Origin of the sequence: Pseudomonas sp., from assembly GCF_050739775.1 — a bacterium.
Lineage (GTDB): Bacteria > Pseudomonadota > Gammaproteobacteria > Pseudomonadales > Pseudomonadaceae > Aquipseudomonas.
On record NZ_JBOICA010000034.1, the window covers coordinates 26,101 to 43,779 of the forward strand.

Below are 17,679 nucleotides of genomic sequence, written 5' to 3' on the forward strand. Positions count from 1 at the left end.
TGCCATGTTACGTACCATTAACTTCATGGGTGTGCGCAACGTTGCGTTCGGCGTCACCCTGCTTCTTACCGTGCTGGCGCTGTTCAGTTGGTTCTATAAAGGACTCAACTTTGGCCTGGACTTCACCGGCGGTACGCTTATCGAGCTGACCTACGAGCGTCCGGCCAACCTTGGCCAGGTCCGTGAAGAGCTGGTCAAGGCTGGCTTCCAGGATGCCGTGGTGCAGAGCTTTGGTGCTACCACCGACCTGCTGGTGCGTATGCCGGGCGATGATCCGATGCTGGGTAACCGCGTTTCCGAGGCGCTGCAGAAGGTCAGCACTGACAACCCGGCCGTGGTCAAACGCGTCGAATTCGTGGGTCCGCAGGTTGGTGAAGAGCTGCGCGACCAGGGTGGCCTGGGTATGTTGCTGGCCCTGGGCGGCATCATGATTTACCTGGCATTCCGCTTTCAGTGGAAGTTCGCCTTGGGTGCGATCCTTTCGCTGGTGCACGACGTGGTCGTGACCATGGGTATCCTGTCGTTCTTCCAGATCACCTTCGACCTGACGGTGCTGGCGGCGGTACTGGCGATCATCGGTTACTCGCTCAACGACACCATCGTCGTGTTCGACCGGGTGCGTGAGAACTTCCGGGTGCTGCGCAAGGCTTCGCTGATCGAGAACATCAACATCTCGACCACACAGACCCTGCTGCGCACCATCGCCACGTCGGTATCGACCCTGTTGGCCATTGCTGCGCTGTTGTTCTTCGGTGGCGACAACCTGTGGGGCTTTTCGCTGGCACTGTTCATCGGGGTCATGGCGGGTACTTACTCGTCGATCTACATCGCCAACGTGGTGCTGATCTGGTTGAACCTGAGCAGCGAAGACCTGATTCCTCCTGCTAAGGCCGAGGGCGTGGACGAACTTCCATAAGGGTTTCTCCCACGCTGTTTGTCGTAGAAGAAGGCGCGAGTATTGAACTCGCGCCTTTTTTTATGCTCCAAGGCAGGGAGAAGGCAGGCTTTGTCCTGCAGGTACGATCAGGAGGTTCACATGAACAAGTCGATGCTGGTGGGTGCGGTTCTGGGTGCTGTCGGTGTGACCGCCGGAGGTGCTGTAGCCACCTACAACCTGGTCAAGAGTGGGCCGCAATACGCTGAAGTGCTGGCGGTGCAACCGGTCAAGCAGACCGTCAAGACGCCGCGAGAAGTGTGCAAGGACGTGACTGTTACGCGCCAGGCGCCGGTGAAGGACCAGCATCAGATTGCCGGTACCGTGCTGGGTGCTGTGGCGGGTGGCCTGCTGGGTAACCAGATCGGTGGCGGTACTGGCAAGAAGATTGCCACGGTGGCCGGTGCGGTCGGTGGTGGTTATGCCGGTAACAAGGTGCAGGAAGGCATGCAGGAGCGTGATAGCTACACCACCACGCAGACTCGCTGCAACACGGTCAATGACCTGAGTGAGAAGGTGGTTGGCTATGACGTGAAGTATTCGATTGGCGATAAGGTTGGGCAGGTCCGTATGGATCGTGACCCGGGCGCGCAGATCCCGCTGGATAAAGAGGGCAAGCTGGTGCTGAGCCAGGCACAGCCAGGGCAGTAACCCGCAGGCAATAAAAAAGCACCCCGAGGGGTGCTTTTTTGTGCTCGATGAGACTTAGCGTTTCATCGAGGCAGGCAGGTGCGGCTGGATAGCGGTCAAGACGGCCTTGAAGCACTTGGTGTTGCCAGCAACGATATGGCCCTTCTCGAGGAAGTCGTGGCCACCGGTGAAGTCGCTCACCAGGCCGCCCGCTTCCTGGATCAGCAGTGCGCCCGCAGCCATGTCATATTCCGACAGGCCCGACTCCCAGAAGGCGTCGAAGCGGCCGGCAGCCACGTAGGCCAGGTCCAGGCTGGCAGCGCCGGCGCGACGGATGCCGGCAGTCTGGCCGACCAGGGCGCGGAACATGCCCAGGTAGTTGTCCAGGTCGGCCATCTGGTTATCACGGAACGGGAAGCCGGTGCCCAGCAGTGCACCTTCCAGGCTGGTACGAGGGCTGACGCGCAGGCGACGACCGTTCAGTTGGGCGCCGCGGCCGCGGCTGGCGGTGAATTCTTCCTGGCGGACAGGGTCCAGTACCACGGCGTGCTCAAGGCGGCCGCGGTATTTGCAGGCAATGCTGACAGCAAAGTGCGGAACGCCACGCAGGAAGTTGGTGGTGCCGTCCAGTGGGTCGATGATCCACAGGTAGTCCTTGCCTTCTTCGCCGCTGCCGGCATGCAGACCGGTTTCCTCGCCGTAGATGGAGTGGTTCGGGTAGGCCTTGCGCAGGGCGTCGATGATTTTCTGCTCTGCGGCGCGATCGACTTCCGAGACGTAATCCTTGGCGTCTTTTTCATCAACCTTGATGGTATCCAGGCGCTCGATGGAGCGGAAAATCAATTCACTGGCGCTGCGGGCGGCGCGCAGCGCGATATTCAGCATGGGCTGCATGGACGTTTCACCTGGGTCGTTAAAGAAAGCCGAACATTCTAGCAGAAAACTTTGCGCGAAGAAGGGTGACATTTGCTTTCGTAGCGTAAAGTCGGTGTGTTCTGTAAGATTTGCTCCCTCTTTTCCATGTCTGTGAGCGCTCGCCTTGCTGCAAAATATTCGTGTTGTTCTGGTCAATACCAGCCACCCCGGCAATATCGGCGGCGCTGCGCGTGCCATGAAAAACATGGGCTTGTCGCGCCTGGTGCTGGTTGACCCGCAGGATTTCCCTTCTCACGAGGCTGATGCCCGTGCGTCGGGGGCCAATGATGTGCTGGTGGGGGCGCAAGTGGTCGCCACTCTTGAAGAGGCGTTGGTCGGCTGCAATCTGGTGTTCGGCACCAGTGCTCGAGAGCGACGCATCCCCTGGCCGCTGGTCGACCCGCGTGAATGCGCCAGCAAGGTCATCGAGCGCGCCGCCCAAGGTGAAGAGATCGCCCTGGTGTTTGGTCGTGAGTATGCCGGTCTGACCAACGAAGAGCTGCAGCGCTGCCACTTTCACGTGCATATCCCGTCGAACCCGGATTTCAGCTCGCTGAATCTCGGTGCTGCGGTGCAGGTGCTGGCTTACGAAGTGCGCATGGCCTGGCTGGCCGCCGAAGGGCAACCATCGAAGGTGGAGAAGTTCGAGGTGACGTCAGTGCGCAGTAGCGAGCTGGCGACCATGGATGAAATGGAACTGTTCTACGAGCACCTGGAAAAGACCCTGGTCGACATCGGTTTCCTCGACCCGGAGAAGCCCAAGCACCTGATGCCACGTTTGCGTCGGCTGTATGGGCGCAGCTCGGTTAATCGTTCGGAAATGAGTATTTTGCGCGGCATCCTCACGGAAACCCAGAAAGTGGCCCGTGGCGAGCCGCATAAGCGCAAGGATCAGTAAATGTTCGAGCGTCTGCGTGAAGATATCCACAGCGTTTTCCATCGTGACCCGGCGGCGCGCAATGCCTTTGATGTGCTGACCTGCTACCCGGGCATGCATGCGATCTGGCTGCATCGGGCGGCACATGCGCTGTGGAGGCGTGACTGGAAGTGGCTGGCCCGGCTGGTATCGAACTTCGCGCGCTGGATGACCGGTATAGAGATCCACCCTGGCGCCAAGGTTGGTCGGCGCTTCTTTATTGACCACGGCATGGGCATCGTCATCGGTGAAACGGCCGAGATCGGTGATGATGTCACCTTGTACCAGGGCGTGACCCTGGGCGGCACCAGCTGGAACAAGGGCAAGCGCCATCCGACCCTGGAAGATGGTGTCGTGGTGGGTGCCGGAGCCAAGGTGCTGGGGCCTTTTACTGTTGGTGCCGGGGCCAAGATCGGCTCTAACGCTGTGGTCACCAAGGCGGTGCCGGCTGGCGCCACCGCGGTGGGTATTCCTGGGCGGATCATTGTCAAGACCGACGCCGAGGTCGAAGCCAAGCGCAAGGCCATGGCCGAGAAGATCGGTTTCGATGCTTATGGCGTCAGCGAGGACATGCCCGACCCGGTGGCCCGCGCCATTGGTCGGCTGCTCGACCATCTGCAGGCGGTCGATGGCCGCCTGGAAGGCATGTGCGGCGCGCTGAAGGATCTCGGCAGTGACTACTGCGCCAAGGACCTGCCGACACTACGTGAAGAGGACTTCGCCGAGATCAAGAGCGAAGCCCGCAGCGACGCGCCGAAACATTGACAGAAGGGCGTGCGCAGGCGCCCCTTAGTTTGCTATCATTCGGCCGCCGTCTTGCGGTAAACCCGACTAAAGCACTAGGTCTTATAGTTGACTTAAATGCTCGGGAATAGCATACTCGCTCCCATCCCGTAACCCCGTGGTACCTACTAGCCATGCGACTGACTACAAAAGGCCGATACGCCGTGACTGCCATGCTCGACCTGGCGTTACACGCGCAGCATGGGCCGGTGTCTCTGGCCGACATTTCCGAGCGCCAAGGCATCTCCCTCTCTTATCTGGAGCAGCTGTTTGCAAAGCTGCGCCGCAGCAGCCTGGTTTCCAGCGTGCGCGGCCCTGGCGGCGGCTATCAGCTGTCGCGAAGCATGGAGAGCATTCAGGTCGCCCAGGTCATCGACGCGGTCAATGAATCGGTCGACGCCACACGCTGCCAGGGCCTGGGTGATTGCCACGCCGGCGATACCTGCCTGACCCACCACTTGTGGTGTGACCTGAGTCAGCAGATTCACGAGTTTCTCAGCGGCATCAGCCTGGCTGACCTTGTTACCCGCCGTGAGGTGCAAGAAGTCGCCCAGCGCCAGGACCTGCGTCGTATTGCAGGCCGGGCACCGCAGCTGGACAAGATTGAGACGTCAGCCGTCGAATGACCGTTTCGACGCGCGGCGCGACCGCCTGATAGGAGATATTCAATGAAGTTGCCGATCTACCTCGATTACTCCGCGACCACACCGGTCGACCCGCGCGTTGCCCAGAAGATGAGCGACTGCCTGCTGGTCGACGGAAACTTCGGTAACCCGGCGTCGCGTTCCCACGTGTTTGGCTGGAAAGCCGAAGAAGCGGTCGAGAACGCTCGTCGCCAGGTCGCCGACCTGGTTAATGCCGACCCGCGGGAAATTGTCTGGACCAGCGGTGCCACCGAGTCCGACAACCTGGCAATCAAGGGTATCGCGCACTTCTACAGCACCAAGGGCAAGCACCTGATCACCTCCAAGATCGAGCACAAGGCTGTTCTGGACAGCACTCGTCAGCTGGAGCGTGAAGGCTTCGAAGTCACCTACATCGAGCCAGGCGCCGATGGCCTGATCACCCCGGCCATGGTTGAAGCAGCCCTGCGTGACGACACTATCCTGGTGTCGATCATGCACGTGAACAACGAAATCGGCACCATCAACGACATCGCTGCCATCGGCGAGTTGACCCGCGCACGCGGCGTCATGTTCCACGTCGACGCCGCTCAGTCGACTGGCAAGGTCGAAATCGACCTGCAGAAGCTGAAAGTCGACCTGATGTCGTTCTCCGCTCACAAGACCTATGGCCCTAAAGGTATCGGCGCGCTGTACGTCAGCCGCAAGCCTCGCGTGCGCCTGGAAGCGACCATGCATGGCGGCGGTCACGAGCGCGGCATGCGTTCGGGCACCCTGGCTACCCACCAGATCGTCGGCATGGGCGAAGCTTTTGCGATCGCCAAAGAGCAGATGGCCAGCGAGAACCTGCGCATCAAGGTCCTGAGCGAGCGCTTCTACAAGCAGGTCGAAGGCCTGGAAGAGCTGTACATCAACGGCAGCATGACCGCGCGTATCCCGCACAACCTGAACCTGAGCTTCAACTACGTTGAAGGCGAGTCGCTGATCATGGCCCTCAAGGACCTGGCAGTGTCTTCCGGTTCGGCCTGTACCTCGGCATCGCTTGAGCCGTCCTACGTACTGCGCGCCCTGGGCCGCAACGACGAACTGGCACACAGCTCTATCCGCTTCACCTTCGGTCGTTTCACCACCGAAGAAGAAATCGACTACGCCGCGCAGAAGGTATGCGAGGCCGTGACCAAGCTGCGCGAACTGTCGCCGCTGTGGGATATGTTCAAAGACGGCGTCGACATCTCCAAGATTGAGTGGGCTGCGCACTAAGTAGTCGCCGGCAAGAGCGGCTCTCTGATGAGGAAGGAATTGCACCATGGCATACAGTGAAAAGGTCATCGACCACTACGAAAACCCGCGTAACGTCGGCAAGATGAATGCCGAGGACCCGGACGTCGGCACCGGCATGGTCGGCGCCCCGGCGTGCGGCGACGTAATGCGCCTGCAGATCAAGGTCAACGAGCAGGGCGTCATCGAAGATGCCAAGTTCAAGACCTACGGCTGTGGTTCGGCCATCGCCTCCAGCTCCCTGGCCACTGAGTGGATGAAGGGCAAGACGCTGGACGAAGCCGAAACCATCAAGAACACCCAGCTGGCCGAAGAACTGGCGTTGCCGCCAGTGAAAATCCACTGCTCGGTACTCGCCGAGGACGCCATCAAGGCGGCCGTGCGCGATTACAAGCAGAAGAAAGGTTTGCTCTAAGTTCGCCTGTTGCAGGTAAGGAGTCTCGATGGCTATCAGCATGACAGAAGCCGCCGCCAACCACGTGCGGCGCTCTCTTGAAGGACGCGGCAAGGGTGTTGGTATTCGCCTTGGCGTGCGTACCACCGGTTGCTCGGGCCTGGCCTATGTGCTGGAGTTCGTCGACCAGCCGGACGACGAAGACCAGGTCTTCGAAAGCCATGGCGAGAAGGTCATCATCGATCCGAAAAGCTTGGCCTACCTCGACGGTACCGAGCTGGATTTCGTCAAGGAAGGGTTGAACGAAGGCTTCAAGTTCAACAACCCCAACGTTCGCGGTGAGTGTGGCTGCGGCGAAAGCTTCAACGTCTGAGGCTGCGCGTGGGTATTCCTTGTCATTTCGCCTTGTTTGACCTGCAACCTGGCTTCCGCCTGGACCTCGACAAGTTGGCCGTTCGCTATCGCGAGCTGGCCCGCGAGGTCCATCCGGATCGCTTCGCCGATGCTTCCGAACGTGAACAGCGCATTGCGCTGGAGCGCTCGGCTGCGCTGAACGAAGCCTACCAGACACTCAAGAGCGCGCCCCGGCGTGCCCGCTACCTGTTGGCTATCAGCGGCGCCGAAGTGCCGCAGGAAGTCACCGTCCACGATCCCGAGTTCCTGCTGCAGCAGATGCAATTGCGCGAAGAGCTCGAAGACCTGCAGGACAGTGCCGACCTCGATGGCGTTGCCACCTTCAAGCGCCGCTTGAAAGGCGCCCAGGAAGCGCTCAACGAGGACTTCGCCGCCTGCTGGAATGATCCTGCGCAGCGCGAACAGGCCGAACGCCTGATGCGCCGCATGCAGTTTCTCGACAAGCTCGCCTATGAAGTGCGCCAGTTGGAAGAGCGCCTCGACGATTAACCCGACGCTGCCTTTGGCGGCGCCCCTGGTATTCAGATAAGCATGGCCCTACTGCAGATCGCCGAACCCGGTCAGAGCCCTCAGCCGCACCAGCGTCGCCTGGCGGTGGGTATTGACCTTGGTACCACCAACTCCCTGGTTGCAGCCCTGCGCAGCGGCCGTAGCGAGCCCCTGCCTGACGCCCAGGGCCGGGTCATCCTGCCTTCGGCGGTGCGTTACCACGCCGACCGCATTGATGTCGGTCAGGTGGCGCGTGATGCCGCTTCCAGTGACCCGCTCAATACCGTGCTGTCGGTCAAGCGCTTGATGGGCCGTGGCCTGGCGGACGTCAAGCAGCTGGGCGAGCAACTGCCGTACCGCTTTGTCGGCGGTGAATCGCACATGCCGTTCATTGACACTGTCCAGGGCCCGAAAAGCCCGGTAGAGGTCTCGGCCGATATCCTCAAGGTCCTGCGCCAACGCGCGGAAGAGACCCTGGGTGGCGAGCTGGTCGGTGCGGTCATCACGGTTCCTGCCTATTTCGACGACGCTCAGCGTCAGGCCACCAAAGATGCCGCGCGTCTGGCCGGGCTGAACGTGTTGCGTCTGCTCAATGAGCCTACCGCAGCGGCCGTTGCCTACGGTCTGGACCAGAATGCCGAAGGCCTGGTGGCCATCTATGACCTGGGTGGCGGTACCTTTGATATCTCGATCCTGCGCCTGACCGGCGGCGTCTTTGAAGTGTTGGCCACCGGTGGCGACAGCGCCTTGGGCGGCGACGACTTCGACCATGCGATTGCCAGTTGGATCGTCGAGCAGGCCGACTTGTCCTCGGATCTTGATCCGGGTGCCCAGCGGCAGCTGCTGCAAACCGCCTGCGCGGCCAAGGAGGCCCTGACTGATGCTGATTCGGTGTCGGTCGCCTATGGCAACTGGCAGGCCGAGCTGACCCGCAGTGCCTTTGATGCGCTGATCGAGCCAATGGTTGCCCGAAGTCTCAAGGCCTGCCGTCGCGCTGTGCGTGACAGCGGCATCGAGCTCGAAGAGGTCGGTGCAGTGGTCATGGTCGGTGGTTCTACCCGTGTGCCGCGTGTGCGCGAGGCCGTCGGTGCATTGTTTGGCCGTACCCCGCTGACCGAAATCGACCCGGATCAGGTGGTCGCCATCGGGGCCGCAATCCAGGCCGATACCCTGGCCGGCAATCGCCGCGATGGTGGCGAACTGCTGCTGCTCGACGTGATTCCGCTGTCCCTGGGGCTTGAAACCATGGGCGGGTTGATGGAAAAGGTGATTCCGCGCAATACCACCATCCCGGTCGCCCGTGCCCAGGAGTTCACCACCTATAAAGATGGCCAGGCGGCCATGATGATCCACGTGCTGCAAGGCGAGCGTGAGCTGATCAGTGACTGTCGCTCGCTGGCGCGCTTCGAGCTGCGTGGCATTCCGGCGATGGTTGCCGGTGCGGCGAAGATTCGTGTGACCTTCCAGGTCGATGCCGACGGCCTGCTCAGCGTTTCGGCGCGCGAGCTGGGTTCGGGGGTCGAATCAAGCATCCAGGTCAAGCCGTCCTACGGCCTGACCGACGGCGAGATCGCCCGTATGCTCAAGGACTCCTTCGAGCATGCAGGCCTGGACAAGGTGGCGCGCCAGTTGCGTGAGCACCAGGTCGACGCCGAGCGTCTGCTCGAAGCCGTGCAGGGCGCCCTGGATGCCGATGGCGAACGCCTGCTGGACGCCGAAGAGCGCCTGGCCATCGGACAACAGATGCAAGACTTGCGTGATTTGATCAACGGCACCGATGGCGCAGCCATCGAGCAGCAGACCAGGCGTCTGTCGCAGGTGACCGATGCCTTTGCCGCCCGTCGCCTTGATTCGACGGTAAAAGCCGCGTTGGCCGGGCGCAACCTGAATGAGATTGAGGAATAACTGATGCCGCAGGTGATTTTTCTGCCCCACGAAAAGTTCTGCCCGGAAGGGCTGGTGGTGGAGGTGGCGCCGGGCACCAACATCCTGGAGTTGGCCCACGAACACCACATCGAGATGGAAAGCGCCTGTGGCGGCGTGTGTGCTTGCACCACCTGCCATTGCATCGTGCGTGAAGGCTTCGATTCGCTCAAGGAAGCCGACGAGCTCGAAGAAGACATGCTCGACAAGGCCTGGGGGCTGGAGCGCCAGTCGCGCCTGGCTTGCCAGGTGCTCGTTGGTGAGGACGACCTGACCATCGAGATTCCGAAGTACACGATCAACTTGGCCGCCGAAGCGCCGCACTGATTCAGGGAGCCATCATGAGTCTGAAATGGGTTGATGTACTTGAAATTGCAATCCAGCTTGCCGAAAGCAAGCCGGAAGTCGATCCTCGTTATGTGAATTTCGTCGATCTGCACCAGTGGGTGCTGGCATTGCCGGAATTCAGCGACGATCCGCAACGTGGCGGCGAGAAGGTTCTCGAAGCCATCCAGGCGGCCTGGATCGAAGAAGCCGACTGAGCGCGCTCGGCAGGTTAGGCAATCCCCCGGAACCCGCGTATAATTCGCGGGTTTAATTTTTCGCTTCACTTACTGTTTCTGGAGTTTTCCATGGCTGTTCAACGTACTTTCTCGATCATCAAGCCTGACGCCGTTGCCAAGAACGTGATCGGTGAGATCACCACCCGTTTCGAAAAAGCCGGCCTGCGCGTCGTTGCTTCGAAACTCAAGCAACTGTCCAAAGCCGAAGCCGAAGGCTTCTACGCCGAGCACAAAGAGCGCGGTTTCTTCGGTGACCTGGTTGCCTTCATGATCTCCGGTCCTGTTGTTGTTCAGGTTCTGGAAGGCGAAAACGCTATCGCTCTGAACCGTGAGCTGATGGGCGCTACCAACCCTAAAGAAGCTGCTGCCGGCACCATCCGTGCTGACTTCGCCGAGTCCATCGACGCCAACGCCGTTCACGGTTCGGACTCCGAAGCCGCTGCTGCTCGCGAAATCTCGTACTTCTTCGCAGCTACCGAGGTAACCACTCGCTAAGCGAAAGCTTACGGGTGAGGGTGAATCCATGACGACATCGACTGGCAAAACTAACCTGTTGGGGCTGACCCAGCCGGAAATGGAAAAATTCTTCGACTCTATCGGGGAGAAGCGTTTCCGTGCCGGTCAGGTAATGAAATGGATTCACCACTTTGGCGTCGATGATTTCGACGCCATGACGAATGTCGGCAAGGCCTTGCGCGAAAAGCTCAAGGCTGTTGCCGAAATTCGCGGTCCGGAAGTGGTCAGCGAGGACATCTCCAGCGACGGCACCCGTAAATGGGTGGTGCGCGTGGCGTCCGGCAGCTGCGTCGAGACCGTGTACATCCCCCAGGGCAAGCGTGGCACCTTGTGTGTCTCGTCCCAGGCCGGTTGCGCCCTGGACTGCAGTTTCTGCTCCACCGGCAAGCAAGGATTCAATAGCAACCTCACCGCCGCTGAAGTCATCGGCCAGGTGTGGATTGCCAACAAGTCGTTCGGCAGTATTCCCGCCACCATCGACCGCGCCATCACCAACGTGGTGATGATGGGCATGGGTGAGCCGTTGCTGAACTTCGACAACGTGGTCGCCGCCATGCACCTGATGATGGACGACCTCGGCTATGGTATTTCCAAGCGCCGGGTGACCCTGTCCACCTCCGGCGTGGTGCCGATGATCGATGAGCTGGCCAAGCACATCGACGTCTCCCTGGCCCTGTCGCTGCATGCGCCTAACGATGCGCTGCGTAACGAACTGGTGCCGATCAACAAGAAATACCCGCTCAAGGTCCTGCTCGAATCGTGCATGCGCTACATGTCCGAGCTGGGCGAGAAGCGCGTACTGACCATCGAGTACACCCTGCTCAAGGATGTCAACGACAAGCTCGAACACGCCGTGGAAATGGCCGAGCTGCTCAAGAGCGTGCCGTGCAAGATCAACCTGATCCCGTTCAACCCGTTCCCGCATTCCGGTTATGAGCGGCCGAGCAATAACGCCATCCGTCGTTTCCAGGACCACCTGCATCATGCCGGCTACAACGTGACGGTGCGCACCACCCGTGGTGAAGACATCGATGCGGCCTGTGGCCAACTGGTAGGTCAGGTGATGGACCGTACCCGCCGCAGCGAGCGCTATATTGCCGTGCGTCAGCTGAACGCCGACGGTGAAATGCAAGACAGCGCCGTTCGCAACTGAAGAGAGGAACTCCATGACCTTGCGCGTCGCGCTGTCGATCCTGTCGCTCGCCCTGCTTGCAGGCTGCGTGTCCGGCGGGAGTTCGGACGCGCTGGCGAGCCGCGAGGGGCGTGCGCAGGCCGGGCAGGCCTATGTGCAGTTGGGGTTGGGTTATTTGCAACAAGGTTTGACCGAACAGGCCAAAGGGCCACTGAAAAAGGCGCTTGATCTCAATAGCCAGGATGGCGCTGCAAACGCTGCCCTGGCTTTGGTGTATCAGGCCGAAGACGAGCCGGAACTGGCCCAGAGGCACTACCGCAAGGCCCTGGCCAGTCGCCCGGACGATACGCGCACGCGTAACAATTACGGCAGTTTCCTTTATGCTCAGGGGCAATACACACAGGCGCAGCAGATGTTTGCCCAAGCTGCGGCCGATACCCTGTATCCTGAGCGTTCACGGGTGTTCGAGAGCCTAGGCCTGACCGCCTTGCGGCTTGGCCAGCGCGACCAGGCCCAGGATTACCTGATAAAAGCTTTGCGACTCAACCAGCAGCAACCACGCGCGTTGTTGGAAATGGCTGAGTTGTCTTACGAAGACAGGCATTATGTGCCGGCCCGCGACTACTACGATCGTTTCAGCCAGCTGAGCGACCACAGTGCCCGCAGCTTATTGCTGGGTAGTCGCCTGGCCAATGTCTTCGAAGAACGGAACAAGGCCGCCGATCTGGGCCTGCAATTACAACGACTTTATCCCGGTACGCCGGAATATCAGCAATACCTGTCGGAGCAATGATGAAAGCGGCGCATCCCGAAGTAGCAGCAGCGACTCGCGTGAATCCAGGTGAAACTCTGCGTCAGGCCCGTGAGAGCAGGGACTGGTCGCAGGCCGAAGTGGCTCGCAAGCTCAACCTGACCGTGAGTTCCCTGAACAACCTTGAAGCCGGCGCCTTCGACAAGCTGCCTGGGCACACCTTTGCCCGCGGCTACATCCGTGCCTATGCCAAGCTGCTGGACATGGATCAGGCTGCCCTGGTGCAAGCCTTCGACCAGTGTACCGGCACCGACGCCCAGGGCAGCGACGTGCACGCGCTGGGTCGCATCGAGGAACCGGTGCGTCTGTCGCACAATATCTTGCGCGTCGTCAGCCTGTTGTTGTTGGTGGTGGTGATTGGTGGCGGCTTCTTCTGGTGGCAGGACCAGGGCAGCCAGAGCAGCAAAGACCTGGTCAACATGGCCCTGGAGCATGTCGAGGTCGAAAGCGCCGACGGCACCACCCAGATTCATCCGCTGGACGAGCCGGAAGACCAAGCGGTCAGCGCTGCCGAGCAACCGCAAAGCACCCCGCTGAATCTGGAGCAGGCCCCGGCAACCAGCGAGCAGACCGAGGCCGCGACTGCGACTGCGCCAGCCAGCAGCCCGGCTGTCCCTGCCGCACCCGCCGTTGCGCCAGTCGCCCCGGTAGCTGCCGCGCCAGCGCCCGTTCCTGTAGCCCCTGCCACCCCTGTGGTGGTCGCGACCGCACCTGCCGCCACACCGGCGCCAGTGGCCCCGACCCCGGCGCCTGTCGGCAGTGGCCAGTTGCACATGCAATTCACCGCCGATTGCTGGACCTCGGTCACCGACGGCAATGGCAAGGTGCTGTTCAGCGCCATCAAGCGCAAGGGCGACAGCCTGGACCTGACCGGCAAACCGCCGTTTGCGGTACGCCTGGGCTTTGCCCGGGGCGTGCAGGTCAGCTACAACGGCCAGCCTGTTGACGTTGCGCCGTTCACCAGTGGCGAGACTGCTCGCCTGAAGTTGGGACAATAAGTCATGCACGGCGAATCACCGATCAAACGTCGCGAGTCGCGAAAAATCTGGGTGGGTAATGTACCTGTCGGCGGCGATGCCCCTATCGCCGTCCAGAGCATGACCAACACCGACACCAATGATGTTGCCGCCACCGTAGCGCAGATCAATCGCCTGGTTGATGCCGGTGTTGATATCGTCCGTGTTTCGGTACCGGACATGGATGCGGCCGAAGCCTTCGGGCGGATCAAGCAACGGGTCAGCGTGCCGCTGGTCGCTGATATCCACTTCGACTACCGCATCGCGTTGCGTGTGGCCGAGCTGGGTGTCGACTGCCTGCGGATCAACCCGGGCAATATCGGTCGGGAAGACCGTGTGCGTGCGGTCGTCGATGCTGCCCGTGACCGCGGAATCCCGATCCGCATCGGCGTTAACGCCGGTTCTCTGGAAAAGGACCTGCAGAAAAAGTACGGCGAGCCGACTCCGGCGGCGTTGGTCGAATCGGCCATGCGTCACGTCGAGCACCTCGATCGCCTGGATTTCCAGGACTTCAAGGTCAGCGTCAAGGCCTCCGACGTGTTCATGGCCGTTGAAGCCTATCGCCTGCTGGCCAAGCAGATCATCCAGCCCCTGCACCTGGGCATCACCGAAGCCGGTGGCCTGCGCTCGGGCACAGTGAAATCCGCGGTCGGCCTCGGTATGCTGCTTGCCGAAGGGATTGGCGATACTATTCGCATCTCCCTGGCGGCAGATCCGGTCGAGGAAGTGAAGGTCGGTTACGACATCCTCAAGTCCCTGCACCTGCGTTCGCGTGGTATCAACTTCATTGCCTGCCCGAGCTGCTCGCGGCAGAACTTCGATGTGGTCAAAACCATGAACGAACTGGAAGGGCGCCTGGAAGACTTGCTGGTGCCAATGGACGTGGCCGTAATCGGCTGTGTGGTCAATGGTCCGGGCGAAGCCAAGGAAGCCCATGTAGGGCTGACCGGCGGTACGCCGAACCTGATCTACATCGATGGCAAGCCTGCGCAGAAGCTGACCAATGACAACCTGGTCGATGAGCTGGAAAGACTCATCCGCCAGAAAGCGGCCGAAAAGGCCGAAGCCGACGCGGCTTTGATTGCCCGTGGCTGACACCCAGATTCGTAAGGATTTTTCGTGAGTAAATCGCTGCAAGCCATCCGTGGCATGAACGACATCCTGCCCGAGCAGACACCGCTGTGGCGCTATTTCGAGAGCACCGTGGCCGGCCTGCTGGACACCTACGGCTATCGTCAGATCCGCACGCCGATCGTCGAGTTCACCGAGCTGTTCAAGCGCTCGATCGGTGAAGTGACCGATATCGTCGAAAAAGAGATGTACACCTTCGCCGACCGCAACGGCGACTCCCTGACCCTGCGTCCGGAAGGCACCGCCGCCTGCGTGCGTGCCGTGCTTGAACACGGCATCAGCGGCGGTGGCCAAGTGCAGAAACTCTGGTACATCGGCCAGATGTTCCGCCACGAGCGCCCGCAGAAAGGTCGTTATCGTCAGTTCAACCAGATCGGTGTTGAAGTCTTCAACCTCGACGGTCCGGACATCGACGCCGAGCTGATCGTGCTCACCTGGCGCCTGTGGGGCCTGCTGGGCATCCGTGACGCGGTCAAGCTTGAACTCAACAGCCTGGGCACCAGCGAAGCCCGTGCCCGCTACCGTGATGCGCTGGTCGAGTTTCTCTCGGCACGTCTGGAACAGCTGGACGAAGACAGCCAGCGTCGCTTGCAGACCAACCCGCTGCGCATCCTCGACAGCAAGGACGCCAACACCCAGGCGGTGCTGGTCGGCGCGCCGAAGCTTGAGGATTACCTGGACGAAGAGTCGCGGGTACATTTCGATGGCCTCAAGGCTCGCCTGGATGCCGCCGGCATCCCGTTCGTGATCAATACCAAGCTGGTGCGTGGCCTGGATTACTACAGCAAGACCGTGTTCGAGTGGGTGACCGACAAGCTCGGTTCCCAGGGTACTGTCTGCGCCGGTGGTCGTTACGACGGCCTGGTCGAGCAGATGGGCGGCAAGCCAACCCCGGGCGTCGGTTTTGCCATGGGTATCGAACGTTTGATCCTGCTGCTGGAAACCCTGGAGCAGGTGCCGGAGTCGATCAACCGTCAGGTCGATGTCTATCTGTGCGCCTTCGGTGAGCAGGCAGAGCTGGCAGGCCTGGCGCTGACCGAGCGTCTGCGTGATCGCCTGCCGAACCTGCGTCTGCAGGTCAATGCCGGTGCTGGCAGCTTCAAGAGTCAGTTCAAGAAGGCCGACAAGAGCGCTGCGCTGTATGCCTTGATCCTGGGGGACGACGAACTGGCGCAACAAGTGGTAGGTTTCAAACCCCTGCGTGGCCAGGGCGAACAACAAAACATTGCCTGGGATGCTCTGGCAGAGCACCTGGAAGCTTCCCTCGCGCAGGCGTGAAGCGGGTCAACAGCCGATTTGGTGAAAAGGAGTATTGGGGTGTCGAGTACCGATGATGAACAGCTGGCGGCATTCAAGGACTGGTGGCAGCGTAATGGCAAGCCACTGGTAACCGGCGGTCTGCTGGCACTGGTGATAGTGTTTGGCTGGCAAGCCTTCCAGAAGTACCAGGGCAACCAGTCGCAAGGCGCCTCGAACCTTTATCAGGCCCTGCTGGAAACCACCCTGACGCCAAGCGGCGAGCCGGATGCGGCCAAGGTCGCCGAGCTGTCCGGCAAACTCAAGAACGAGTTTGGCGGTTCCGCCTACGCCCAGTACGGCAGCCTGTTCGTGGCCAAGGTCGCGGTCGAGGCCGGCAAGCTGGATGACGCCGCCGCCGAGCTCAAGTCGGTTGTGGACAAACCGGCTGACGCGACCTTGGGCGAGATCGCCCGCCAGCGTCTGGCCCGTGTCCTGGCCGCCCAGAGCAAGGTGGAAGAGGCGCTGAAACTGCTGGACGGCGATGCCGACAAAGCGTTCCTGGCCAGCCGAGAAGAGCTCAAGGGCGACCTGCTGGTACAGCTGGGTCGTGCGGCTGATGCTCATAGCGCTTACGAAAAGGCCAAGGCCGCGCTGTCTGATGACGCCGCGATCGGTGGCTTGCAACTCAAGCTCGACGACCTGGCCAAAGGGGATGCGTGACGTGATCGGTTGGAAACATGCAGCAGTGCTGACCCTGGCCATTCTGGCCGCGGGTTGCAGCAGCAACAGCAAAAAGGAATTGCCGCCGGCCGAGCTGACCAAGTTCACCGAAGAGGTGGTCCTGAAGAAGCAATGGAGCCGTTCGATCGGTGACGGTCAGGGCGAATCCTTCAACATGCTGGTCCCGGCGATCGAGAATGATCGCATCTACGCCGCCGATGTCACCGGCGTGGTGATGGCCATGGATCGCAACAACGGCGACGTGGCCTGGAAAAAGGATCTTGAATTGCCTGTTTCCGGCGCTGTCGGCGTGGGGTATGGCATGGTCATGCTCGGTACGCTCAAAGGCGAAGTGATCGCCCTGGATGCCAGCAGCGGTGAAGAACGCTGGCGTTCGCGCGTCACCAGTGAAGTACTGGCGCCGCCTTCCAGCAACGGTGACGTGGTGGTGGTACAGACCCAGGACGACCGTGTGATCGGCCTGGATGCCAGCACCGGTGATCGCCGCTGGATCTACGAAAGCACCCCGGCGGTACTGACCCTGCGTGGTACCGGTGCGCCGATCGTGACCAACCATCTGGCCATTGCGGGTCTGTCGACTGGTAAGGTCGTCGCTCTGGATACCCGTAACGGTGTGCCGGTGTGGGAGCAGCGTGTGGCTATCCCGCAAGGTCGCTCGGAGCTTGACCGTGTTGTCGATATCGACGGTGGTCTGCTGTTGTCTGGCGGTACCCTTTACGTGACCAGCTACCAGGGTCGGGTTGCCGGCCTGGACCTGGAGAGCGGCCGGGTGATGTGGCAGCGCGATGCTTCCAGCTACACCGGTGTGGCCCAAGGCTTCGGTAACGTCTATGTGAGCCTGGCTTCGGGCACCGTGGAAGGTATCGACGAGCGCTCATCGAGTGCCCTGTGGAGCAACGATTCGCTGGCGCGCCGCCAACTGTCGGCGCCGGAAGTGTTTTCCAGCTATGTGGCGGTAGGTGACCTGGAAGGCTACCTGCACCTGCTCAGCCAGGTCGATGGCCGCTTCGTCGGTCGTGAGCGTATTGACAGCGATGGCCTGCGCGCCCGTCCGCTGGTGGTGGGTGACACCATCTATGTGTACGGCAACAGCGGCAAGCTCGAGGCGCTGACCATCCGCTGAGGCTATGCTTGAGGCCATGCAGGCCTCGGGCTGCGGCACTTCGGGTGCCGCTCGAACTCCGGCCGCTGCAGTGCAGCGGCCTTTGTATTTTCCGAATTTATGAAGTGG

General features: G+C 61.0%; 21 protein-coding genes. 20 read left to right on the forward strand and 1 reads right to left on the reverse strand.

Annotated elements, in window-relative coordinates:
* The first annotated feature begins 4 nt into the window (after positions 1-4).
* Together secF and ACRESH_RS18075 are read left to right on the forward strand one after the other, a co-directional pair.
* Positions 5-916, forward strand: coding sequence for a protein translocase subunit SecF (gene secF / locus ACRESH_RS18070; protein WP_431743259.1), 912 nt, complete (start codon positions 5-7; stop codon positions 914-916).
* A gap of 120 nt (positions 917-1,036) precedes the next feature.
* On the forward strand, positions 1,037-1,585 hold the full coding sequence (locus tag ACRESH_RS18075; protein WP_431743260.1) for a glycine zipper 2TM domain-containing protein: 549 nt from the start codon (positions 1,037-1,039) through the stop codon (positions 1,583-1,585).
* Between the two features lie 54 nt (positions 1,586-1,639).
* Here ACRESH_RS18075 and suhB read toward each other — a convergent pair whose 3' ends face one another.
* Positions 1,640-2,458, reverse strand: coding sequence for a type III secretion system regulator SuhB (gene suhB / locus ACRESH_RS18080; RefSeq protein WP_431743261.1), 819 nt, complete (start codon positions 2,456-2,458; stop codon positions 1,640-1,642).
* Between the two features lie 145 nt (positions 2,459-2,603).
* On the opposite strand from suhB, the gene trmJ reads away from it, so the two are divergent.
* From trmJ to bamB, 18 genes are all read left to right on the forward strand, one after another.
* Positions 2,604-3,377 (forward strand): tRNA (cytosine(32)/uridine(32)-2'-O)-methyltransferase TrmJ, encoded by a 774-nt coding sequence (gene trmJ, locus ACRESH_RS18085; RefSeq protein WP_431743262.1) that lies wholly within the window; start codon positions 2,604-2,606, stop codon positions 3,375-3,377.
* On the forward strand, positions 3,378-4,160 hold the full coding sequence (gene cysE, locus ACRESH_RS18090; protein WP_431743263.1) for a serine O-acetyltransferase: 783 nt from the start codon (positions 3,378-3,380) through the stop codon (positions 4,158-4,160). It abuts the gene before it with no gap.
* Positions 4,161-4,312: 152 nt separating this feature from the next.
* Entirely contained in the window at positions 4,313-4,804 is a 492-nt protein-coding gene (gene iscR / locus ACRESH_RS18095) for a Fe-S cluster assembly transcriptional regulator IscR (protein ID WP_038614519.1), read from the forward strand.
* 42 nt (positions 4,805-4,846) lie between these two features.
* The gene (locus ACRESH_RS18100) at positions 4,847-6,061 is read left to right on the forward strand and encodes an IscS subfamily cysteine desulfurase (protein WP_431743264.1); all 1,215 of its coding nucleotides are present in this window, start codon (positions 4,847-4,849) and stop codon (positions 6,059-6,061) included.
* Positions 6,062-6,107: 46 nt separating this feature from the next.
* Positions 6,108-6,494 (forward strand): Fe-S cluster assembly scaffold IscU, encoded by a 387-nt coding sequence (iscU, locus tag ACRESH_RS18105; RefSeq protein ID WP_002552476.1) that lies wholly within the window; start codon positions 6,108-6,110, stop codon positions 6,492-6,494.
* A 28-nt stretch (positions 6,495-6,522) separates the two neighbouring features.
* Complete coding sequence (gene iscA / locus ACRESH_RS18110; protein WP_431743265.1) at positions 6,523-6,846, forward strand: iron-sulfur cluster assembly protein IscA; 324 nt, start codon at positions 6,523-6,525, stop codon at positions 6,844-6,846.
* Positions 6,847-6,854: 8 nt separating this feature from the next.
* Positions 6,855-7,376: a co-chaperone HscB gene (gene hscB / locus ACRESH_RS18115; RefSeq protein WP_431743266.1), complete on the forward strand. Its 522-nt coding sequence runs from the start codon at positions 6,855-6,857 to the stop codon at positions 7,374-7,376.
* Between the two features lie 42 nt (positions 7,377-7,418).
* Positions 7,419-9,281, forward strand: coding sequence for a Fe-S protein assembly chaperone HscA (gene hscA, locus ACRESH_RS18120; RefSeq protein WP_431743267.1), 1,863 nt, complete (start codon positions 7,419-7,421; stop codon positions 9,279-9,281).
* Between the two features lie 3 nt (positions 9,282-9,284).
* Complete coding sequence (gene fdx / locus ACRESH_RS18125; RefSeq protein WP_431743268.1) at positions 9,285-9,626, forward strand: ISC system 2Fe-2S type ferredoxin; 342 nt, start codon at positions 9,285-9,287, stop codon at positions 9,624-9,626.
* A gap of 14 nt (positions 9,627-9,640) precedes the next feature.
* The gene (gene iscX, locus ACRESH_RS18130; RefSeq protein ID WP_028942766.1) at positions 9,641-9,841 is read left to right on the forward strand and encodes a Fe-S cluster assembly protein IscX; all 201 of its coding nucleotides are present in this window, start codon (positions 9,641-9,643) and stop codon (positions 9,839-9,841) included.
* Between the two features lie 90 nt (positions 9,842-9,931).
* Entirely contained in the window at positions 9,932-10,357 is a 426-nt protein-coding gene (ndk, locus tag ACRESH_RS18135) for a nucleoside-diphosphate kinase (protein WP_007964426.1), read from the forward strand.
* A 28-nt stretch (positions 10,358-10,385) separates the two neighbouring features.
* Complete coding sequence (gene rlmN / locus ACRESH_RS18140) at positions 10,386-11,531, forward strand: 23S rRNA (adenine(2503)-C(2))-methyltransferase RlmN (protein ID WP_431743269.1); 1,146 nt, start codon at positions 10,386-10,388, stop codon at positions 11,529-11,531.
* A 13-nt stretch (positions 11,532-11,544) separates the two neighbouring features.
* Positions 11,545-12,303: a type IV pilus biogenesis/stability protein PilW gene (gene pilW / locus ACRESH_RS18145; protein ID WP_431743270.1), complete on the forward strand. Its 759-nt coding sequence runs from the start codon at positions 11,545-11,547 to the stop codon at positions 12,301-12,303.
* Positions 12,303-13,319, forward strand: a complete 1,017-nt coding sequence (locus tag ACRESH_RS18150; RefSeq protein ID WP_431743271.1) for a RodZ domain-containing protein — start codon at positions 12,303-12,305, stop codon at positions 13,317-13,319. Before pilW ends, ACRESH_RS18150 begins: the two co-directional genes overlap by 1 nt.
* A 3-nt stretch (positions 13,320-13,322) precedes the next feature.
* Positions 13,323-14,432 carry a flavodoxin-dependent (E)-4-hydroxy-3-methylbut-2-enyl-diphosphate synthase gene (gene ispG, locus ACRESH_RS18155; RefSeq protein ID WP_431743272.1) on the forward strand — a complete coding sequence of 370 codons (1,110 nt, stop codon included), beginning with the start codon at positions 13,323-13,325 and terminating at the stop codon, positions 14,430-14,432.
* A 24-nt stretch (positions 14,433-14,456) separates the two neighbouring features.
* Positions 14,457-15,746, forward strand: a complete 1,290-nt coding sequence (gene hisS, locus ACRESH_RS18160; protein WP_431743273.1) for a histidine--tRNA ligase — start codon at positions 14,457-14,459, stop codon at positions 15,744-15,746.
* Positions 15,747-15,785: 39 nt separating this feature from the next.
* A complete protein-coding gene (locus tag ACRESH_RS18165; RefSeq protein WP_431743274.1) occupies positions 15,786-16,427 on the forward strand; it encodes a YfgM family protein in 642 nt (213 codons plus the stop codon).
* 1 nt (position 16,428) lies between these two features.
* Complete coding sequence (bamB, locus tag ACRESH_RS18170; protein WP_431743283.1) at positions 16,429-17,571, forward strand: outer membrane protein assembly factor BamB; 1,143 nt, start codon at positions 16,429-16,431, stop codon at positions 17,569-17,571.
* The last annotated feature ends 108 nt before the right edge of the window (positions 17,572-17,679 follow it).